The 17,483-nt window shown below is 67.2% G+C and carries 19 protein-coding genes; 8 read left to right on the forward strand and 11 right to left on the reverse strand.

The window, feature by feature from the left end; all coding sequences use genetic code 11:
* The first annotated feature begins 48 nt into the window (after nucleotides 1-48).
* The 5 genes from panD (at nucleotide 49) to KW835_RS00380 (ending at nucleotide 4,227) form a co-directional block, all read left to right on the forward strand.
* Nucleotides 49-429 carry an aspartate 1-decarboxylase gene (gene panD, locus KW835_RS00360; RefSeq protein WP_218380308.1) on the forward strand — a complete coding sequence of 127 codons (381 nt, stop codon included), beginning with the start codon at nucleotides 49-51 and terminating at the stop codon, nucleotides 427-429.
* A 120-nt stretch (nucleotides 430-549) separates the two neighbouring features.
* Nucleotides 550-1,893, forward strand: coding sequence for an adenosylmethionine--8-amino-7-oxononanoate transaminase (gene bioA, locus KW835_RS00365; RefSeq protein WP_218380309.1), 1,344 nt, complete (start codon nucleotides 550-552; stop codon nucleotides 1,891-1,893).
* On the forward strand, nucleotides 1,890-2,561 hold the full coding sequence (gene bioD, locus KW835_RS00370; RefSeq protein WP_218380310.1) for a dethiobiotin synthase: 672 nt from the start codon (nucleotides 1,890-1,892) through the stop codon (nucleotides 2,559-2,561). Before bioA ends, bioD begins: the two co-directional genes overlap by 4 nt.
* Nucleotides 2,552-3,793: an 8-amino-7-oxononanoate synthase gene (gene bioF, locus KW835_RS00375; RefSeq protein ID WP_218380311.1), complete on the forward strand. Its 1,242-nt coding sequence runs from the start codon at nucleotides 2,552-2,554 to the stop codon at nucleotides 3,791-3,793. Before bioD ends, bioF begins: the two co-directional genes overlap by 10 nt.
* A gap of 74 nt (nucleotides 3,794-3,867) precedes the next feature.
* Entirely contained in the window at nucleotides 3,868-4,227 is a 360-nt protein-coding gene (locus tag KW835_RS00380; RefSeq protein WP_218380312.1) for a 5-carboxymethyl-2-hydroxymuconate Delta-isomerase, read from the forward strand.
* Nucleotides 4,228-4,273: 46 nt separating this feature from the next.
* Here the strand turns inward: KW835_RS00380 and KW835_RS00385 are convergent, their stop codons facing one another.
* The 3 genes from KW835_RS00385 to nadC form a co-directional block, all read right to left on the reverse strand.
* Nucleotides 4,274-6,157, reverse strand: a complete 1,884-nt coding sequence (locus KW835_RS00385) for a chorismate-binding protein (RefSeq protein ID WP_218380313.1) — start codon at nucleotides 6,155-6,157, stop codon at nucleotides 4,274-4,276.
* 63 nt (nucleotides 6,158-6,220) lie between these two features.
* The gene (gene nadA / locus KW835_RS00390) at nucleotides 6,221-7,351 is read right to left on the reverse strand and encodes a quinolinate synthase NadA (protein WP_218380314.1); all 1,131 of its coding nucleotides are present in this window, start codon (nucleotides 7,349-7,351) and stop codon (nucleotides 6,221-6,223) included.
* A complete protein-coding gene (nadC, locus tag KW835_RS00395; protein ID WP_218380315.1) occupies nucleotides 7,348-8,196 on the reverse strand; it encodes a carboxylating nicotinate-nucleotide diphosphorylase in 849 nt (282 codons plus the stop codon). Before nadC ends, nadA begins: the two co-directional genes overlap by 4 nt.
* 255 nt (nucleotides 8,197-8,451) lie before the next feature.
* On the opposite strand from nadC, the gene panB reads away from it, so the two are divergent.
* Nucleotides 8,452-9,333, forward strand: coding sequence for a 3-methyl-2-oxobutanoate hydroxymethyltransferase (panB, locus tag KW835_RS00400; RefSeq protein ID WP_218380316.1), 882 nt, complete (start codon nucleotides 8,452-8,454; stop codon nucleotides 9,331-9,333).
* A gap of 48 nt (nucleotides 9,334-9,381) precedes the next feature.
* Nucleotides 9,382-10,236 carry a pantoate--beta-alanine ligase gene (gene panC, locus KW835_RS00405; protein ID WP_218380317.1) on the forward strand — a complete coding sequence of 285 codons (855 nt, stop codon included), beginning with the start codon at nucleotides 9,382-9,384 and terminating at the stop codon, nucleotides 10,234-10,236.
* Between the two features lie 59 nt (nucleotides 10,237-10,295).
* Here panC and KW835_RS00410 read toward each other — a convergent pair whose 3' ends face one another.
* The 6 genes from KW835_RS00410 to KW835_RS00435 form a co-directional block, all read right to left on the reverse strand.
* Nucleotides 10,296-11,048, reverse strand: coding sequence for an alpha/beta fold hydrolase (locus tag KW835_RS00410; RefSeq protein ID WP_218380318.1), 753 nt, complete (start codon nucleotides 11,046-11,048; stop codon nucleotides 10,296-10,298).
* 79 nt (nucleotides 11,049-11,127) lie between these two features.
* Nucleotides 11,128-12,261, reverse strand: coding sequence for a putative zinc-binding metallopeptidase (locus tag KW835_RS00415; RefSeq protein ID WP_218380319.1), 1,134 nt, complete (start codon nucleotides 12,259-12,261; stop codon nucleotides 11,128-11,130).
* A 173-nt stretch (nucleotides 12,262-12,434) separates the two neighbouring features.
* The gene (locus KW835_RS00420; RefSeq protein WP_218380320.1) at nucleotides 12,435-12,752 is read right to left on the reverse strand and encodes a BON domain-containing protein; all 318 of its coding nucleotides are present in this window, start codon (nucleotides 12,750-12,752) and stop codon (nucleotides 12,435-12,437) included.
* A 190-nt stretch (nucleotides 12,753-12,942) separates the two neighbouring features.
* Complete coding sequence (locus KW835_RS00425) at nucleotides 12,943-13,335, reverse strand: DUF883 family protein (protein ID WP_218380321.1); 393 nt, start codon at nucleotides 13,333-13,335, stop codon at nucleotides 12,943-12,945.
* Between the two features lie 56 nt (nucleotides 13,336-13,391).
* Complete coding sequence (locus KW835_RS00430; protein ID WP_082485988.1) at nucleotides 13,392-13,556, reverse strand: DUF1328 domain-containing protein; 165 nt, start codon at nucleotides 13,554-13,556, stop codon at nucleotides 13,392-13,394.
* Between the two features lie 248 nt (nucleotides 13,557-13,804).
* Complete coding sequence (locus tag KW835_RS00435) at nucleotides 13,805-15,244, reverse strand: CHASE3 domain-containing protein (protein WP_255593161.1); 1,440 nt, start codon at nucleotides 15,242-15,244, stop codon at nucleotides 13,805-13,807.
* 125 nt (nucleotides 15,245-15,369) lie between these two features.
* Here KW835_RS00435 and KW835_RS00440 point away from each other — a divergent pair, with 125 nt between their 5' ends.
* On the forward strand, nucleotides 15,370-16,002 hold the full coding sequence (locus tag KW835_RS00440; RefSeq protein WP_100409415.1) for a response regulator transcription factor: 633 nt from the start codon (nucleotides 15,370-15,372) through the stop codon (nucleotides 16,000-16,002).
* 110 nt (nucleotides 16,003-16,112) lie between these two features.
* On the opposite strand, the gene KW835_RS00445 is transcribed toward KW835_RS00440, so the two are convergent.
* Both KW835_RS00445 and KW835_RS00450 read right to left on the reverse strand, forming a co-directional pair.
* Complete coding sequence (locus KW835_RS00445) at nucleotides 16,113-16,550, reverse strand: response regulator (protein WP_218380322.1); 438 nt, start codon at nucleotides 16,548-16,550, stop codon at nucleotides 16,113-16,115.
* A 114-nt stretch (nucleotides 16,551-16,664) separates the two neighbouring features.
* Complete coding sequence (locus KW835_RS00450; RefSeq protein ID WP_218380323.1) at nucleotides 16,665-17,414, reverse strand: molybdopterin-synthase adenylyltransferase MoeB; 750 nt, start codon at nucleotides 17,412-17,414, stop codon at nucleotides 16,665-16,667.
* Nucleotides 17,415-17,483: the final 69 nt, after the last annotated feature.

A 17,483-nucleotide genomic window follows, 5' to 3' on the forward strand; every position in this document is an offset into this window, starting at 1 on the left:
GGGCAGCCCCGCACCGCCAAGATTTTCAGACTCCCCACCAGGAAGCCCATGTTCCGCACCCTGCTCAAATCCAAGATCCACCGCGTGGCCGTGACCCAGTGCGAGCTGCACTACGAAGGCTCCTGCGCCATCGACGAAGACCTGCTGGAGGCGGCCAACATCGCCGAGAACGAGCAGGTGCACATCTGGAACATCAACAACGGCGAGCGCTTCGTCACCTACGCCATCAAGGGCCAGCGCGGCAGCGGGATGATCTCGGTCAACGGCTCTGCCGCGCGCCGCGCATCCGTGGGCGACCTCATCATCGTCGCGGCCTTCGCGCAGGTGCACGAGGACCAGGTGGCCACGCACCAGCCGCAGCTGGTGTTCGTGGACGAGAACAACCGCCAGACGGAATTGCGACACGCGGTGCCCACCCAGGCGCTGTGATTTCACTTTGTCTGCAAACTTACCCGACCCCATTCACGCTGAGCCTGTCCAAGCGCCGCGCGAGGCTTCGACAAGCTCAGCCCGAACGGCTGTGAATGCAATGAACCGGCGCAAAACCGCATGAGTGCGACCCCACAACCTCCACCCGACACCCTGGCCGCCCGCAGCCTGGCCAGCGTCTGGCACCCCTGCACGCAGATGAAGCGGCACGAAGCCCAGCCGCCCGTAGCCATCGCCCGCGCGCAGGGCCCCTGGCTGCATGGCGCCGACGGCAAGCGCTACCTGGACGGCATCAGCTCGTGGTGGGTCAACCTGTTCGGCCACAGCCACCCGCACATCCAGGCGGCGCTCGTGGACCAGCTCGGCCGGCTCGATCACGTGATGCTCGCGGGCTTCACGCATGCCCCGGTGGTGGAGCTGTCGGAGCGCCTGGCTGCGCTCACCGGCCTGGGCCACGCGTTCTACGGCAGCGACGGCGCAGCCGCCACCGAGATCGCCCTGAAGATGAGTGCGCACTATTGGCGCAATACAGGCCGCCCTGCCAAGAGCCGCTTCGTGGGCCTGGCCGGCGGCTACCACGGCGAGACCGTGGGGGCGCTGGCCGTGACGGACATCGCGATCTTCCGCGAGGCCTATGCACCGCTGGTGCGCCTGGCCGCCACCGTGCCCAGCCCCGATGCGCGCGGCGCCGCGCCGGGCGAGACCGCCGACGACGTGGCGCGCCGCGCCGCCGCAGCGCTGGAGCAATGGCTGCAGGAGCACCACGCCACCACCGCCGCCCTCATCGTCGAGCCCCTGGTGCAATGCGCTGCCGGCATGGCAATGCACAGCCCCGAATACCTGCGCCTGGCGCGCGCCCTGTGCAGCCGCTACGAGGTGCACCTGGTGGTGGACGAGATCGCCGTGGGCTTTGGCCGCACGGGCACGATGTTCGCGCACCAGCAGGCGGGCATCCGGCCGGATTTCATCTGCCTGTCCAAGGGCCTCACGGGCGGCACGCTGCCCCTGTCGGCCGTGCTCACCACCGATGCGGTGTATGCCGCGTTCTACGACGACGACGTGGCGCGGGGCTTCCTGCATTCGCACTCGTACACCGGCAACCCGCTGGCCTGCCGTGCGGCGCTGGCCACGCTCGAACTGTTCGAGCAGCTCGACGCCCTGAAGGCCAACGCCGCGCTGGCGCAGCGCATCGACGCAGCCTGCGCACCCATCACCCACCACCCGCGCGTGCGCCATGCGAGGCACCTGGGGATGATCTGGGCCTGGGACGTGGACACCACACTGCCGGACTTCGCCCGCCGCTACCACCAGCACGCCATGGCGCGCGGCCTGGTGCTGCGCCCCATCGGAACAACGCTGTATGCCATGCCGCCCTATGTGCTCGACGACGAGGCCGTGCACTGCCTGGCCAGCGGCGCCCTGGCCGCGCTCGACGCCACCCTGAAAGAGGAAACGCACCGATGATTGGATGTTTCGTGACCGGCACCGATACGGGTGTCGGCAAGACACTGGTATCTGCCGGCCTGCTGCACGCGCTGGCACCGCACCACCGCCACGTGGTGGGCATGAAGCCCGTGGCCGCAGGGCTGGTGCCCTGGGGCGAGGACTGGGCCAGCGAGGACGCGATCGCACTGCGCTCGGCCTCCACCCTGGCCGTGGCGCCCGAGCTGGACAACCCCGTGCTGCTGCCAGACCCGCTGTCACCCCACATCGCGGCGGCGCGGGCCGGCGTGCAGATCGACATCGACGCCATCGTGCGCAGCTACCAGGCGCTGGCGGCGCAGGCGGACGCCGTGGTGGTGGAAGGTGCGGGCGGCTTCCTGGTGCCGCTCACCGACACGCTGACCGGCGCCGACCTGGCGCAGGCCCTGGCGCTGCCCGTGGTGCTGGTGGTCGGCCTGCGCCTGGGCTGCCTGAACCACGCGCTGCTCACGGCCGAGGCCATCCGCGCGCGCGGCCTCACGCTGGCCGGATGGGTGGCCAACCGCATGGACCCCGGGATGGAAGCCGCCGGCGACAACATCGCCTTCCTGCGCACCCGCCTCGGTGCCCCCATGCTGGCCGAGGTGCCCTACCAGGACCTGCCCGAGGCGCGCAACATGCAGCTGGAGCTGCCGCCCGCATGGCTGTGAGCCCGCCCCCCACCACCCCTGACGCAGCCGCAGCGCCCTCCTGGCTGGACGAGATTCCCGCACGCCTGGCCGACATCGAGCGCGCCCACCTGCTGCGCCGCCGCCGCGTGGTGCAGCCCGCCGGCGGCGCACGCCTGCTGGTGGACGGCCAGCCCATGCTGGCGTTCTGCAGCAACGACTACCTGGGCCTGGCCGGCCACCCCGCGCTGTCGCACGCCGCCTGCGAGGCCACGCACACCTTCGGCGTGGGCTCCGGCGGCTCGCCGCTGGTCAGCGGCCACAGCGCGGCCAACGCCGCGCTGGAGAGCGAGCTGGCCGCCTTCGTGCAGTTGCCCCGGGCGCTGTACTTCTACGCGGGCTATGCCACCAACGCGGGCATCATCCCTGCGCTGGTGGGCGACGGCGACGCGGTGTTCTCGGACGCGCTGAACCACGCCTGCCTGATCGACGGCGCCCGCCTGTCGCGCGCCACCATCCACCGCTATCCGCACGCCGACCTGGCGGCGCTGGAAACCGCACTCGCGGCCAGCCCCGCCCGCCGCAAGCTCGTGATCAGCGATGCGGTGTTCAGCATGGACGGCGACCTGATCGACATCCCGGCGCTGCTGGCGCTGTGCGAGCGCTACGACGCCTTGCTGCTGCTGGATGATGCGCACGGCTTCGGCGTGCTGGGGAACGAGGGGCGGGGAAGCTTGGCGCAGGCGGGGCTGACGGGCGCGAATGCCTCGCGCCGCGTGCTGTACATGGCCACGCTGGGCAAGGCTGCCGGCGTGGCCGGCGCGTTCGTCGCCGGAGACGCGGCGCTCATCGAGTGGCTGCTGCAAAAGACGCGTACCTACATCTTCGCCACGGCCGCCCCGGCGCTGCTGGCCAGCGCGCTGCGTGAAAGCCTGGTGCTGATCGCGGCGGCCGATGCGCGCCGCTCGCAGTTGCAGGCCCGCATCGCACAGCTGCGCCATGGCCTGGCCGCGCTGCCACCCGCGCTGGGCTGGCAGCTGCTGCCGTCGCACACGCCCGTGCAGGCGCTGGTGGTGGGCAGCAACGAGGCCGCGCTGGCGGCCATGGAGAGCCTGCGCGCGCAGGGACTGTGGGTGCCGGCCATCCGCCCGCCCACCGTGCCAGCAGGCACGGCGCGGCTGCGCATTGCCCTGTCGGCCGCGCACACCGAGGCCGACGTGGACGAGCTGCTGGCCGCATTGCACCGGCATGCGGCGCAGGCGCTGGGCCTTTAAACTGCCGCTGTGTGCGCACCCCGCGCCCCGTGTGCCCGCCGATGCGGCACGCGCACCTGAACGGATCTTTCGCCATGCCCCATCTCGTCGTCGAATACACCAGCAACCTGCCCCATTTTCCGGAAGCCGAAGCGCTCAGGACGCTCAACGCCGAGTTGTGCGCCCACCCCGAGATCCAGGACGAGGCGGACCTGAAGACGCGCTTCGTGGTCGCCGACAGCTTCGAGATCGGTACCGCTCCTGCCAACCGCGCCTTTGTGCACGCCCAGCTGCGTCTGCTGTCGGGCCGCTCGCCTGAAGCCAAGAAGGAGCTGTCCGGCCGCGTGGCGGCGGTACTGCGCGAGCTCACGCCGCGCCCTTCCGGCGTGCTGGTGCAGTTGAGCGTGGAGGTCGTGGACATGGACCGCGGCTCCTACGCCAAGGAAAGGCTCTGAGCACACTGGGCGACCAGCCAAGCCCAGGCGGCGCGCACGCCGAGCCTTATCGAACGGGCGGTCTTTGCGCCCATGGCTGCCGCGCCAGCTGATCGGGCACAGGCTCCAGGCCCGCCTCCAGCCAGCCGCGCAGGCTGTTGATGAAAGCCCAGCCCTGCACCCGCGGCAGGTCGGACAGGCGCACCACGGCCTCGGTCACCCGGCCTTCACGCAGGGCCACAGCCCGGCCCACGCCGGGCAGCAGGCCGCAGGACAGCGGCGGGGTTACCCAGCGCCCGTCGATCAGCATGGCGATGTTGCCGAAGGTTCCCTCGGTGATCTCGCCCGCCTCGTTCCACAGCACGGTGTCGAACACGCCCGGCGCCGCGGGCGCGAAGGCTGTGTAGTGCGCGCGGCGTGTGGTCTTGTGGCGCACGAACTCGCCGTGCGCCGCCTCGAAGGCCTGCGTGGCCAGCTGCAGCCGCACGGGTGCCTGCGTGGGCTGCAGGGCAAAGGCTTCGGCCCGCGCGCTGCCGTCGGCGGCCAGCAGCAGGCGCACGCGCCAGGCGCCGTCCAGATGCTGCAAGGCAGCGATCTGCAGTTCTTGCCGCACGGCATGTGCGTTCCACGGATAGCCGAAATGCACCGCCGCCTGACCCATGCGTGCCAGATGCAGGTCGGCATGGCGGAACTTGCCGTCCTGCAGGGCCAGTGTCTCCAGGATCTCGAAAGGCATGCTCGCGCGCTCCACGAATGCGCGCTTGTGGCGCCACTCCAGCCATTCTGCGGCAGCTTCGGCGCCAGAGGTGATGCCGCTTCCGATGCCGCAGGCGGCCTTGCACTCCGGCTCCTGGCCGCCGCACCCGCTGAGCACCACGGTGCGGATGGGCACGTTGAAGGTGGCCGCGACGTGGTAGCGGCCACCATTGGCGCCTGAGCCCGCCGCCCGCCCTGCGGGCCGCACGACACCCACCGCCCCGCAGTACACGCCGCGCGGCCCGTCTTCGAGCTGGTGGATCATCTGCATGGCACGTACCTTGGGTGCGCCAGTGACGGAACCGCAGGGAAAGAGCGCGGCGAACACATCGGTGAGCGTGGTGCCGGGCCGCGTACGGGCCACCACGTCGGACGTCATCTGCCAGACGGTCGGCAGGGCCTGGGTCGCGAACAGCGCGGGCACCCGCACGCTGTGCGGCAGCGCGATGCGCGACAGGTCGTTGCGCAGCAGGTCCACGATCATGACGTTCTCGGCGCGCTCCTTGGGGGCCGTGCGCAAGTGCTCCGCGTGGGCCGCGTCCTGCTCGGGCGTGGCGCCGCGCGGGGCCGTGCCCTTCATGGGGCGGGCCAGGATGCTGCCGCCTTCGGACGCATCCTGCCAGTCGAAGAAAAGTTCGGGCGAGACCGACAGCACCTGTTCCGCACCCGCATCGATGTGGGCCGCATAGCCACCGGGCTGCGCCCTGAGCAGGGCGGCGAACAGACCTGCGGGGCTGCCCTGCAGCCTTCCGGCGAGCTGCGCCGTGTGGTTGACCTGGTAAAGCTCGCCCGCAGCGATGGCCTGCTGGATGCAGTGCATCGCCGCATCGAACTCGGTGCGATCCGGGCTTGACGTCCACGCCACTTCGGCAGATGGCTGCCCGGGGCTGGCCGGTGGGTCATCGGGCCAGGGCGAGGGGGCGTCGTGCACGGAAAACCAGGCCAGCGGCCCGTCTGCCGGATGGGTCTGCAGGGCGGTGTCGAACGCTGCCGCCGCCTCGTAACGCACGTAGCCCACGCACCAGCGCCCTGCGGCCGCCGCGGCGTGCACGGCGTCCAGCACCCCCCGCACGTCCGTCACGGCATGGGCGGCCAGCACTTCGCGCGGCGCAGCGAACACACGGCGCAAACGTGGCTCAGCCGCGTTCTGCGGCTGAGTGAAATCGATGCGCGAAATGGGGTTGAGAACAGGCATCAACGCTTCACACGAGAAGTCTTTTTCCGATCACCGATAAGGCAGCCTGCCACAGGCGCCTGCTCAGGCCGCGCCCAGGTGGGGCACCAGTGCCGCCGTGGATTGGCCCCTCTTGAGCGCAGCGGTGAAAGCCAGCATCCGGTCGATGGGCTGGCGCGCGCGCGGGATCAGGGCCGGGTCCACGTGGATCGCGTTGGCGCCGGTTTCCAACACCCGCGCCACATCGGCCAGGCCGTTCATCGCCATCCAGGGGCAGTGCGCGCAGCTTTTGCAGGTGGCGCTGTTGCCGGCCGTGGGGGCTTCGTAGAACGTCTTGCCGGGGTTGAGCGTGCGCAGCTTGTGCATCATGCCGTTGTCGGTGGCGACGATGAACTCCGTGGCGTCCAGCTCACGCGCGGCCTTGAGGATGGCGCTGGTGGAGCCCACGGCGTCGGCCAGGGCCACGACGTCGGCGGGGCTTTCGGGGTGCACCAGCACCTTGGCGTTGGGGTGCTCTTTCTTGAGGGCTTCGAGCTCGAAGGCCTTGAATTCGTCGTGCACGATGCAGGCACCGTTCCAGAACACCATGTCGGCACCGGTCTGGCGCTGGATGTAGGCGCCCAGGTGGCGGTCGGGCGCCCACAGGATTTTCTGGCCCGCGGCTTTCAGTGCACCCACGATGTCGAGTGCACAGCTTGATGTCACCAGCCAGTCCGCGCGCGCCTTCACCGCGGCGCTGGTGTTGGCGTAGACCACCACGGTGCGGTCGGGATGCTGGTCGCAAAACGCGCTGAACTCTTCGATGGGGCAGCCCAGGTCCAGCGAGCAGGTGGCATCCACGTCGGGCATGAGCACGGTTTTTTCCGGGCTCAAGATCTTGGCCGTTTCGCCCATGAAGCGCACGCCGCTCACCACCAGGGTCTGCGCCGCATGGTCGCGGCCAAAGCGGGCCATCTCCAGCGAATCACTCACCAGGCCGCCGGTCTCCTCGGCCAGGTCCTGCAGGTCGGGGTGCACGTAGAAGTGCGAGACCATGACGGCATTCTTTTGCTTGAGCAGGCCGCGGATCCTGTCTTTCAGCGCCGCACGCTCGGCCTGGGTGGGCTCGGGCGGCACGCGCGCCCAGGCGTGTTTGGTGGAGCAGACGGCGCCCGATGCTGCCTCGTCGGGCTGCTCATATTCGACGTCGATGCGTTTCAGGGTTGCGGTGCTCATGCCAGCTCCTGCAGACGCATCGAAAAGTCGGTGGCCTTCACGTCCTTGGTGAGCGTGCCGATGGAGATGCGGTCCACCCCGGTCTCGGCCAGTTCGCGCAGGCCTTCGAGCGTCACTCCGCCCGAGATTTCCAGAATCGCGCGGCCTGCATTGATGCGCACCGCCTCGCGCAGCTGCCCCAGGGGCATGTTGTCCAGCAGCACCATCCTGGCGCCCGCATTCAGCGCCTCGGTCAGTTGCTCCAGGGTTTCGACTTCTATCTCGATGAAGGTTGCCTGCGCGGCCACGGCCTGCGCGGCGCGCAGCACCGCCGTCACGCCCCCCGCGGCAGCAATGTGGTTTTCCTTGATCAACACTGCGTCGTGCAGGCCGATGCGGTGGTTGGTGCCACCGCCCACGCACACGGCGTACTTCTGCGCCAGGCGCAAGCCGGGGATGGTCTTGCGCGTGTCCACGATCTGCGCGCGCGTGCCGGCCACCACATCGACGTAATGCCGCGTCTTGGTTGCCACCGCCGAGAGCAGCTGCAAAAAGTTGAGCGCCGTTCGTTCGGCGCTGAGCAGCGCGCGGGCCTGGCCTTCGATCTCCAGCACGACCTGGTCGGCCACGCAACGCTGGCCTTCCTGCACACGCCAGGTGAGCTGCGCGCCCGAGTCCAGGGCCCGCAGCGCAGCCTCGGCCCACGGGGCACCGCAGATCACTGCAGACTCGCGTGCAAGGATGCGTGCCCGGGCGCGGCGGGAGGGGTCGATCAGGCCGGCGGTGAGGTCGCCTGTGCCCACGTCTTCGGCCAGGGCACGGGCCACATCGGCCGCGGCCAGGGCCTTCACATCGGTGTCTCTCATGGTCATGAATTACGCAAAACAGGGGGTCGAACAAGCAGCTCGCTAAGGGCACGGACGGTTGCAGCATCTCGGTTTGCGCAAGTCCTCATGGTGCTTTGAGCGGGGCGCAACACTGCTGCCATGGCCCGCGAGCATACCGGGAACGCAAAGGCCACTGTGGCAGCGCAGGCCGGTTCCGCCCGCGCAGTCAAACGATAAGTACACCCAGTATTGGTCGCATAGACTCGCGGCAATTTTTTGGCACCTCCGAGCGACATGACCGCCACCAGCCCTGTTCCCGCCACGCCCTACGGCACGCTGCCGCCTGCATCGCCCCTGCCTCAGCGCAAGCCCGTGAGCCTGCCGCGCCTGGCGCAGATGCGCGAGGCGGGCGAGAAGATCACCATGCTCACCGCCTACGACGCCACCTTTGCAGCCGTGGCCGATGCAGCAGGGGTGGAGTGCATCCTGGTCGGCGATTCGCTGGGCATGGTGTGCCAGGGTTTGCCCAGCACGGTGGGCGTGCTGCTCGACACCATGGCCTACCACACCGCCAGCGTGGCGCGTGGCCTGCACCGCGTGCAGGGCACCGCTTGGCTGGTGGCCGACCTGCCGTATGGCACGTATTCCGAAAGCCGCGAACAGGCGCTGCGCAGCGCCTGTGTGCTGATGCAGGCGGGAGCGCACATGGTCAAGCTCGAAGGTGGGGACTGGACCGCGTCCACGGTGGAATTCCTGGTGCGGCGCGGCGTGCCGGTCTGCGCTCACCTGGGCCTCACGCCGCAGACGGTGCACGCACTGGGTGGCTACCGCGTGCAGGGCAAGACCGACGACGCCGCCCGCGCGCTGCGCAAAGATGCGCATGCTCTGCAGGACGCGGGCGCCGCCATGTTGGTGCTGGAGATGGTGCCCGCAGCGTTGGCCGCCGACCTGACCGCCGAGCTGCCGCACTGCCACACCATCGGCATCGGCGCGGGCAGCGGCACAGCCGGCCAAGTGCTCGTTTTGCACGACATGCTGGGCATGAACCTCGGAAAGATGCCGAAGTTCGTGCACAACTTCATGCAGGACGCAGGCAGCGTGCGCGGCGCTATGCAGGCGTATGTGCAGGCCGTGAAGCAAGGGCGCTTTCCCGACAACGCGACCCACGCCTGGTGAGCGCCACCCCGAGCCCGTGTCGAATTTCTTCTGGACTCTTCCTACCCCATGCTGATTGCCCGCTCCGTTGCCGACCTGCGCCAGGCCCTGGCTCCCTACCGCCGCCCCGCCTTCGTGCCCACCATGGGCAACCTGCACGACGGGCACATCGCCCTGGTGCGCCAGGCCAGGCCCCTGGGCGATGTGACGGTAACCAGCATCTTCGTGAACCGCCTGCAGTTCCTTCCGCACGAGGATTTCGACAGCTACCCTCGCACTTGGGAGTCCGACTGCGCACAGCTGCAGGGCGCGGGCTGCGACGTGCTGTTCGCCCCACGCGAGGCAGACCTGTACCCCGAGCCCCAGACGTTCAAGGTGCACCCCGACCCGCGGCTCGCAGACATGCTCGAAGGCCACTTCCGCCCCGGTTTCTTCGTGGGCGTGAGCACGGTGGTGATGAAGCTGTTCGCCTGCGTGCTGGGCGCCACGGGTGGCACGGCCGTGTTCGGCAAGAAGGACTACCAGCAACTGATGGTGATCCGCCACATGGTGCAGCAGTTCGCTCTGCCGATCGAGATCGTGGCGGGCGAAACCCACCGCGCCGCCGATGGACTGGCCCTGAGCTCCCGCAACTGTTACCTGGGGCTGCAAGAGCGCCAGGAAGCGGTGGCGCTGTCGCAAGCGCTGCAGCAACTGGCGCAGCGCTGGCGCCACGACCCGGCACCGGGCGCGGAGCAGGCCGCCGCGTGGGAAAAGCAGGCACTGGACGCGCTGCGCTCGCGCGGCTGGCAGCCCGACTACCTCACGGTGCGCCGCCGTGCCGATCTGACGGCACCCAGCCCGCAGGACATGCCCGGCGCCTTGGTCGCACTGGGGGCAGCACGCCTGGGCGCCACGCGGCTCATCGACAACCTGGAGTTTTGATGCTCCTTAATTTGTAGCATTTACCGCCCGCCAGATAATCGGTAGCGGCCATTTTTGGCTCATTCCAACGGGACCCATCCACCGCGCGCCAGCCACTGCAGCAGCGCTCGGTTCACGGCGTCGGGCCGCTCCATCGTCAGCATGTGGCCGCATTCGGCCAGCACCTGTAGCTCGGCGCCAGGGATCAGCGCAGCAATCTCGGCAGAGCACTCCGGCGGGGTGAGCTGGTCGGAGTCGCCGCACACCACCAAGGTGGGACAAGCAATGCGGGGCAGGTGCAGCCGGGCATCGGGGCGATGGATGACGGCGCGGTTTTGGCGCACCAGCTGCTCGGCGCCCGCGCCCAGGACGAAGTCAAGGTAGGCCCGCACCAGGTTCGGCTGGGACGCACTTGAGGGATGGAAGGCAAACCCCACGTTGGGCTCGATCACCTCGCGCAGCTTGCCCTGCGCGAACAGCTCCATCGCCGCCTCGCGCAATGCGCGCATCTCGGTGGTTTCCGGGCGGGCTGTGGTGCCCAGCAGTGCCAGCCCCACGACACGCTCCGGCGCCTGGCGCGCCGCTTCCATGGCCACCATGCCGCCCATCGAGGCTCCACACAGCAGCAAAGGGCCCGAATGAGCCGCCAGCACCGCAGTTGCCATGTCCTCGATGCGCAACGATGCGGACTGGGAAAGGACCATGGCCACCACCGGGCGCAGGCCTGAAGGCACCACGGCGAACTGGGCCTGCCACATGATGGCATCGGCGGCCAAGCCGGGAATGAAGATGAGTTGAGGGAGCGCGGGCGCGTCGGATGAAGTTGTCGTCATGCCCCCAAGTGTCGCAAGGATCGCGCCGGGCTGCTGGCCGGCCGGTGCAAGTTCGCCCGCAGGAGCGGGGCGATTGATTTCAAAGAGCCGTAGGCACGCCCGTGTCGTTCACGCCCGTGTCGGGTCTGCCGTCGGACTGGGTCTGCGCCTGCACCAGATCGTGCACGAACCGCAGTTTGCGCATGGCGCCCGCCGACAGGGCAAACGGATAGGCATCGTGCTGGCCCAGGCTGCGGCTCAGGCTGTTGAGCATGAGCGTGAGGGGCACCCACTGCCGAACCATCTCCTGGAACCCGGGGCGCGGCATCGCAAACGGGTCTGTGACTTGGTGGCGCACGCTGCCCCGTGGATCAGGCACCGTGACGCCCGCCTGGTAGCTGGCGGCGGTCTCCAACAGGTCGATCATGTGCAGGTAGTGTGCCCAGGTTTCGGCCCAGTCCTCCCAGGGGTGGGAAGCCGCGTAGGCGCTGACGTGGCGCGTCGCCCAGTCGCCCAACTCGCCTTGCTTGGCGTAGTGGGCATCCAGGGCGGCGGAGTAATCCTGGCGCTCATCGCCGAACAGGCTGCGAAAGGATTCCAGCAACCCTCCATCGCGCACCAGCTGGTCCCAGTAGAAATGGCCCGACTCGTGCCGCAGGTGTCCAATCAACGTGCGATACGGCTCACCCAGCGCAATGCGGCGGCGCGCTCGCTCATCGTCGTCGGCCTCTGCAATGTTGAGCGTGATGATGCCGCCAAGATGTCCGGTGAGAATGGGTGGCCCACCTGGCATGTCTGCGAGGAACTCAAATAGAGGCCCCGGCCGGCCCGGCACGGGCTCCAGACCGAGCCGCGCAAGGGTGTAGAACAGCTGGCGCTTGGCGCCCTCGATCTGCTTCCAGCGCCGCATGTTGGCGTAGGCTGAGAGGTCGGGCAGAAACCTCGTTTGCCGGCAGGATGCGCACAGGTCGGCAAAGTCGTTGGAAGGAATGGCAAAGTTGCAGGCTTGGTACTCGGTATGGTTGCGGCACATGCGGTACAGGCGCCCGGTGTGTGCCTCGCTGCCCTCGTGGCTCCTGCGCCTCCACAGCGCCTCACCGTCCTGCGGTGCGGGCGTCAGCGCAGCCAACGTCATCTGGTCGGGCAGGAACGCCAGCGCGCTCCCGCAGTTCAGGCACTGCACGCTATCGAAAAAAACCAGGTGACCGCAATGGTCGCAATTGAATACGCGCATGGTGGTGAGCTTATACCCTCGTGCGCTCTTGGACACATGGTCTGCGTGCCAAAGAGAAAACAAAGCCTGTCAATGACAAAAAAGCAGGCTCCAGGTCACCCTGGAGCCTGCCCGGTTCTCGTCCCGGCGGGTGGTGGCCAAGCTGGCCCTCACCCTCGGGTCAAGCGTTCCGCTCAGGGACGGACAACGATGCTGTTGCGCACTTCGCGAACATGCTTGGTGTTGCGGGCAATCGCTTCAGCCTGATTCTTCTCGGCTTGCGACTTGGCAAAACCCGACAGCTGCACCGTACCGTTGAGCGTTTCCACGCTGATGGAGGTGGCAGACACGCTCTTGTCTTCAGCCATCTTGGCCTTCACGGCCGTGGTGATACCCGCATCATCGACGTAGGAACCCACGGTCTGCTGCTGGCGAGCCACCGAGCAGCCAGTGGCCGTGACGATGGTGATACCAGCAACTGCTGCGAAAGCGAGGGCACGTGCGTATTTCATGATGTTGTCCTTCTCGAAAAATGGTTGGAATCGCGGGTGCTGGGGTTATTGCAGCCTGCCGGTCTGTTGCACCCTCCGCGACCGGCGGACTGTGGGGGATCGATGAAGCTTTTGTTATGAGCCCTTCGCATGCCTGGATGGCGGGCGGCGGGGTCGGTCAGGATATGGAGGTCAAGCCGGCGAGGCCAGGTCAGTAGGCAGGGCGGCGGCGCGATGCCCACATCACCAGGGTAGCCAGCAGAGCTCCAGATGCAGCCGCTATCACCAGCGACTTGGCGGGCTCGTCGGCGACATAGCGCGTGGTGGCCTCGGCAGCGTGCTGCACCTGGCGGCGGGCACGGGCACTGGTTTCAGCGCAGTAGTCGATGCCACGGCTGGCCAGTGCCTGAGCACGGGCGGCCAGGTCGTCGATCACCGGGTCGGTCTGGTCGCGAAGAGTGCGCACACCTTCCTCGGCCTTTTCAAGCGACCTGTTGGCCGCCTTGCGGGTGGACTGCACGGCGTCTTGCGCACTTTGCAGCACGTCGTCGGCCAAGTGGCGGGCGTTGTCGGCGACTTTGTCGGTAGCGGTCTGGATGCTCATTGTTCAAACTCCTGATTGGTGTGAAAGCGGGCGGGCGGATGGGTCAGCGAAGGGGCTCAACCCTTTCTGAGCAGCCCCAGGACAAAAGTCACGACAGCCATGATCACGAACACGAAGAACAGGATCTTGGCGATGCCCACAGCGCCAGCAGCGATGCCGCCAAAGCCGAACAGTGCCGCGATCAGAGCGATCACCAGAAAAACAACTGCGTAGTGCAACATTTCCTTCTCCTTGTAAGGGGGCCGGTGGTCCGGCCGGTCGGGTGGCACGAGGACTTCAGCGCCTGGGGTCCACTGTATGCAATGCGCATGGCATGGAATGCCGGCCCCTGACGCACCCCCATGTCGGCGGCGCCGTGCGGACGGTGTAGGACGACGCCCTGTGGGCGCCTACCGGGAAGCCGCTCCGCAGAGAAGTGGCAGCAGGTGCAGGGACAGCACCTGGGCAGCCAATGCTGCGGGGCCCGCGATCAGAAGGTGGAGGAAGAGACCGGCAGGCTGGACTGCCCGGTGTCAGCCAGCGCGGGCTGCGGGTCCTGGGCCTCCTCGCGCTTGAGGGGCAAAACCGCCGATACCAGCGTGCCATTGCCAGGGCGCGAGGTGATCGAGAGACGGCCGCCTGCCGACTCGACCCGATGGCGCATTCCAGACAAGCCGTGCGAAGTCGGCCGCACGCTGGCGGGATCGAATCCCTGCCCGTTGTCGCGGACCTGCACCGATACATGAGTGGGATAGGCATGCACGGACACCAGCACCCTGTCTGCCTTGGCGTACTTGCCGATATTGGTGAGTGCTTCCTGCACCATGCGGTACACGGTGAGCTGCGAGGCGTCGGGCAGTTGCACCGGCTCCAGGCTGGTCTCCACCTCGATGCCCGCGCGCTCGGCATATTCGCTGGTGAGTATCTCGATCGCAGCCGTCAAGCCAAGATTGGAAAGCGATGATGGCCGCAGGTCCTCGATGATGCGGCGCTTGAGAGCGATGCCGCTGTTGAGCGTCTCTGTCAAATGCTTGAGGCGCTCGGCCACATCGGGCGCGGTAGCGTCGACCTTGGACTTCAGCCGCGCCACATCAAGCTTCGCTGCGGTCAGCAATGCCCCCAGTTCATCATGCAGTTCGCGCGCGAGATGGGCGCGTTCATCCTCGCGCACCTGCTGCAGGTGGTTGGCCAGTTCGGACAGCGTGGCCGTGCGGTCCCTCACAAGACTTTCGAGCCTGTCGCGTTCGTGCTCCAGCAAGGCCTGCTCACGCTGGCTCACTTGCTGCACGGCCTGCGTCTGGCGCAGGTACATGTAGAACGCCAGCAGGCCGATGGCCGTCACAGTGGCAATACCGATGCGCGACAGCATCAACGACTGCTCGACCTGCTGCTGGCCCTGCTGCACATAGCGATCGCTGCGAGCGATGAGCTCCTGCGAATGCTTGCGGATGGCCTCCATGTGTTCCTTGCCCACGTCGGTGTGCAGGATGAACTTCCAGGCGTCCTCGTTGCCCTGACGGCGCAACCGCAGGCTCAGCTCCATCTCGGCCAGCTTGCGCGATATCTGCCGCGACAGCAGCGCAAACTCGTGCATGTCGTCGGGGGCGTCCATGAACTGATTGCGCAGACCGTCCAGGTTCGTCTGCACCGTGGCGACTGCCTTGTCGTAGGGCTCCAGATAGGCCTCATTGCCCGTGAGGAGATACCCCCGCTGCCCCGTCTCCGCATCCAGCATGCTTTGCAGCAGCGAGTTGACTGCCTTGCGCGTGTCTTGCCCGTGCGCCATCTGCGCCACGGCGTCCTGCGAGCGCATATGGCCCGTCTCGTTGATACCCACCAACACCATCGCTGCCAACAGGGCCATCGGCAGGCTGATCGCCATCCTTCGGACCTTGGGCAACCATCGGCGGGTGTTTTCTTTGAGGCTCATACGCGTTATTCTGGATAATGTCCGGTACCCCGGGCGTCATGCTGCCACCGCGCAGCATGAGGCTGGAGAACCTGTGCAACCAACAAGCATCGGGAGCGGCACCCCGCCCTGTGAAAGAAAGATCGATGATCAAGATTGGTATTGTGGATGACCACGCGATTGTTCGCTCCGGCCTGCGACAGTTTCTGTCGGAGCATGTGGACCTGCGGGTCGAGGGCGAGGCGGCCAATGGCCGCGAAGCCATCGACCTCGTGCGCAACAAGGAAATCGACGTCCTGCTGATGGACCTGTCCATGCCCGGACAAAGCGGCCTGGATGCGCTGGCCATGCTGCGCGCCAAGGCCCCCGACATGGGCATCCTGATTCTGAGCGGCTACCCCGAAGAGCACTACGCGATCAACCTGATCCGCCAAGGCGCCAGCGGCTACCTGAACAAGGAATGCGAGCCTTCGGAGATCGTGGAAGCCATCCGCACCATCGCACTGGGCCGACGCTATCTCACGCCCGCAGTGGCCGAGCTGCTGGCGCAGCAACTCAACCGCAAGGACGATGCCCCCCCGCACGAACAGCTGTCGGAGCGTGAGTTCCAAGTGTTCCTGAAGCTGGCCAAGGGCGAGACGGCAGGCGACATCGCCAAGGCGCTGTCGCTGAGCGTCAAGACCGTGAGCACCTACCGCACGCGATTGATGGAAAAGATGAGCCTGTCGTCCAACAGCGATCTGACGTATTACGCGCTCAAGAACCGCCTGATCGACTGACATGTGAAACCTCCCTCAGTCCGGGCACACCGGACGGGGGCGGCCATGACGCCATGCACGCGGGTAAAAAGCGAACCTCCCGCAACCCCCGGGAAGGCCGCAAGGCGTCACTAGGTTTGCCCAGGCGCCGCCATGGGCTGGCCTGACTCCAGAGCTGCGGGCGCATTGCTGGAAGGCGCGTTGCTGTGCTGGACACAATAATCCACCAGCGCATCGATTTCATTGGATTTGTCGAACACTGCATCCACGCCGAGTTGCGCACAGCGCATGCGCACGTCGGGGGTCGCGTAGTTGCTGAGCACCACCATCTTCTGACCCGGCCTGCGCGAGCGGCATGCAGCCAGAACGCCCAGGCCACTGCCTTGGCGCAGAAAGAGATCGACGATGGCCAAGTCCCACTGGTGCGCGTTGGCTGCCAGCCAGTTTTTACCCTCATCCTCTGTCTCTGCCACGCCTACGGCTTCCACTGAAGCCAGCTCTTCGAGAGTTCCGATAAGGTTCTCACGGATGGTCGCGTTGTCTTCAACGATATAGGTGCGCAGTTTCACAGGAGTATCCAGTTTCACGAGCAGCGCCGGGCTGGCGCTGGTCGAGCCTCAAATTTAGATGCTCATGGCCTGAGATTCTGCCAGCGACCGGACGCGTGAGTTGTAGGAGCGTTCCTACCGCACAACACACACCGCGCAGTCGGGCGAACGCCGTACATGCATCGCGCTCCACTCCATCGATCGGCCATCGAGCATCATGAGGCGACCGGCCAGTGACACGCCGACACCGGCCACCAGCTTCAGCGCTTCGGCGGCCTGCATGGCACCCACAATACCCACCAGCGGCGCGAACACCCCCATCGTGGAACATCGCACTTCCTCGAAATCGGCCTGCGGCGGAAAGATGCAGGCATAGCACGGACAGGCCGCATCCCGTGGATCGAGCACCGTGATCTGCGCATCGAAGCGGATCGCCGCACCCGCCACCAGTGGTACACCGTGGCGCATGCATGCGCCATTTACCGCGTGCCGTGTGGCGTAGTTGTCGCAGCAGTCGAGCACCACCGTCGCGTCACGCACCAGCGCGTCGAGGGCCGGGCCATCGACCCGCGCCTGCAACGCCGTGACCTGCACCTCGGGGTTGATGGCCGCGATGGCTTCGGCCGCCGAGGACACCTTGGGTCGCCCTACCCGTGCGGTGGTGTGCGCGATCTGCCGCTGCAGGTTGGTGAGATCGACCACATCGTCGTCCACCAGCGTGATACGCCCTACCCCCGCCGAGGCCAGGTACAGCGCCGCCGGAGAGCCCAGCCCGCCCGCACCGATGATGACGGCATGCGCCGCCAGCACGCGCTCCTGCCCTTCGATGCCGATTTCATCGAGCAGGATATGGCGGGAGTACCGCAGAAGCTGGTCATCTGTCATGGAGCGATCTCGGACGGAAACACGAAGGCACAAAGCAAAAAGCCGGATTCCGCTGGAATCCGGCTTTGG

The organism is Acidovorax sp. sic0104 (assembly GCF_019219095.1).
Classification (GTDB): Bacteria; Pseudomonadota; Gammaproteobacteria; order Burkholderiales; family Burkholderiaceae_C; genus Acidovorax.

Bases quoted from the DNA above. Each gene is read 5' to 3' on its own strand.
- KW835_RS00415 (WP_218380319.1), bottom strand. From the start codon at position 12,261: ATGCGCGTATTCAATTGCGACCATTGCGGTCACCTGGTTTTTTTCGAT.
- KW835_RS00450 (WP_218380323.1), bottom strand. From the start codon at position 17,414: ATGACAGATGACCAGCTTCTGCGGTACTCCCGCCATATCCTGCTCGAT.
- bioF (WP_218380311.1), top strand. From the start codon at position 2,552: ATGGCTGTGAGCCCGCCCCCCACCACCCCTGACGCAGCCGCAGCGCCC.
- KW835_RS00410 (WP_218380318.1), bottom strand. From the start codon at position 11,048: ATGACGACAACTTCATCCGACGCGCCCGCGCTCCCTCAACTCATCTTC.
- bioA (WP_218380309.1), top strand. From the start codon at position 550: ATGAGTGCGACCCCACAACCTCCACCCGACACCCTGGCCGCCCGCAGC.
- bioD (WP_218380310.1), top strand. From the start codon at position 1,890: ATGATTGGATGTTTCGTGACCGGCACCGATACGGGTGTCGGCAAGACA.
- KW835_RS00420 (WP_218380320.1), bottom strand. From the start codon at position 12,752: ATGAAATACGCACGTGCCCTCGCTTTCGCAGCAGTTGCTGGTATCACC.
- KW835_RS00425 (WP_218380321.1), bottom strand. From the start codon at position 13,335: ATGAGCATCCAGACCGCTACCGACAAAGTCGCCGACAACGCCCGCCAC.
- KW835_RS00440 (WP_100409415.1), top strand. From the start codon at position 15,370: ATGATCAAGATTGGTATTGTGGATGACCACGCGATTGTTCGCTCCGGC.
- nadA (WP_218380314.1), bottom strand. From the start codon at position 7,351: ATGAGCACCGCAACCCTGAAACGCATCGACGTCGAATATGAGCAGCCC.
- panC (WP_218380317.1), top strand. From the start codon at position 9,382: ATGCTGATTGCCCGCTCCGTTGCCGACCTGCGCCAGGCCCTGGCTCCC.
- panD (WP_218380308.1), top strand. From the start codon at position 49: ATGTTCCGCACCCTGCTCAAATCCAAGATCCACCGCGTGGCCGTGACC.
- KW835_RS00380 (WP_218380312.1), top strand. From the start codon at position 3,868: ATGCCCCATCTCGTCGTCGAATACACCAGCAACCTGCCCCATTTTCCG.
- nadC (WP_218380315.1), bottom strand. From the start codon at position 8,196: ATGAGAGACACCGATGTGAAGGCCCTGGCCGCGGCCGATGTGGCCCGT.
- KW835_RS00385 (WP_218380313.1), bottom strand. From the start codon at position 6,157: ATGCCTGTTCTCAACCCCATTTCGCGCATCGATTTCACTCAGCCGCAG.
- KW835_RS00435 (WP_255593161.1), bottom strand. From the start codon at position 15,244: ATGAGCCTCAAAGAAAACACCCGCCGATGGTTGCCCAAGGTCCGAAGG.
- panB (WP_218380316.1), top strand. From the start codon at position 8,452: ATGACCGCCACCAGCCCTGTTCCCGCCACGCCCTACGGCACGCTGCCG.
- KW835_RS00430 (WP_082485988.1), bottom strand. From the start codon at position 13,556: ATGTTGCACTACGCAGTTGTTTTTCTGGTGATCGCTCTGATCGCGGCA.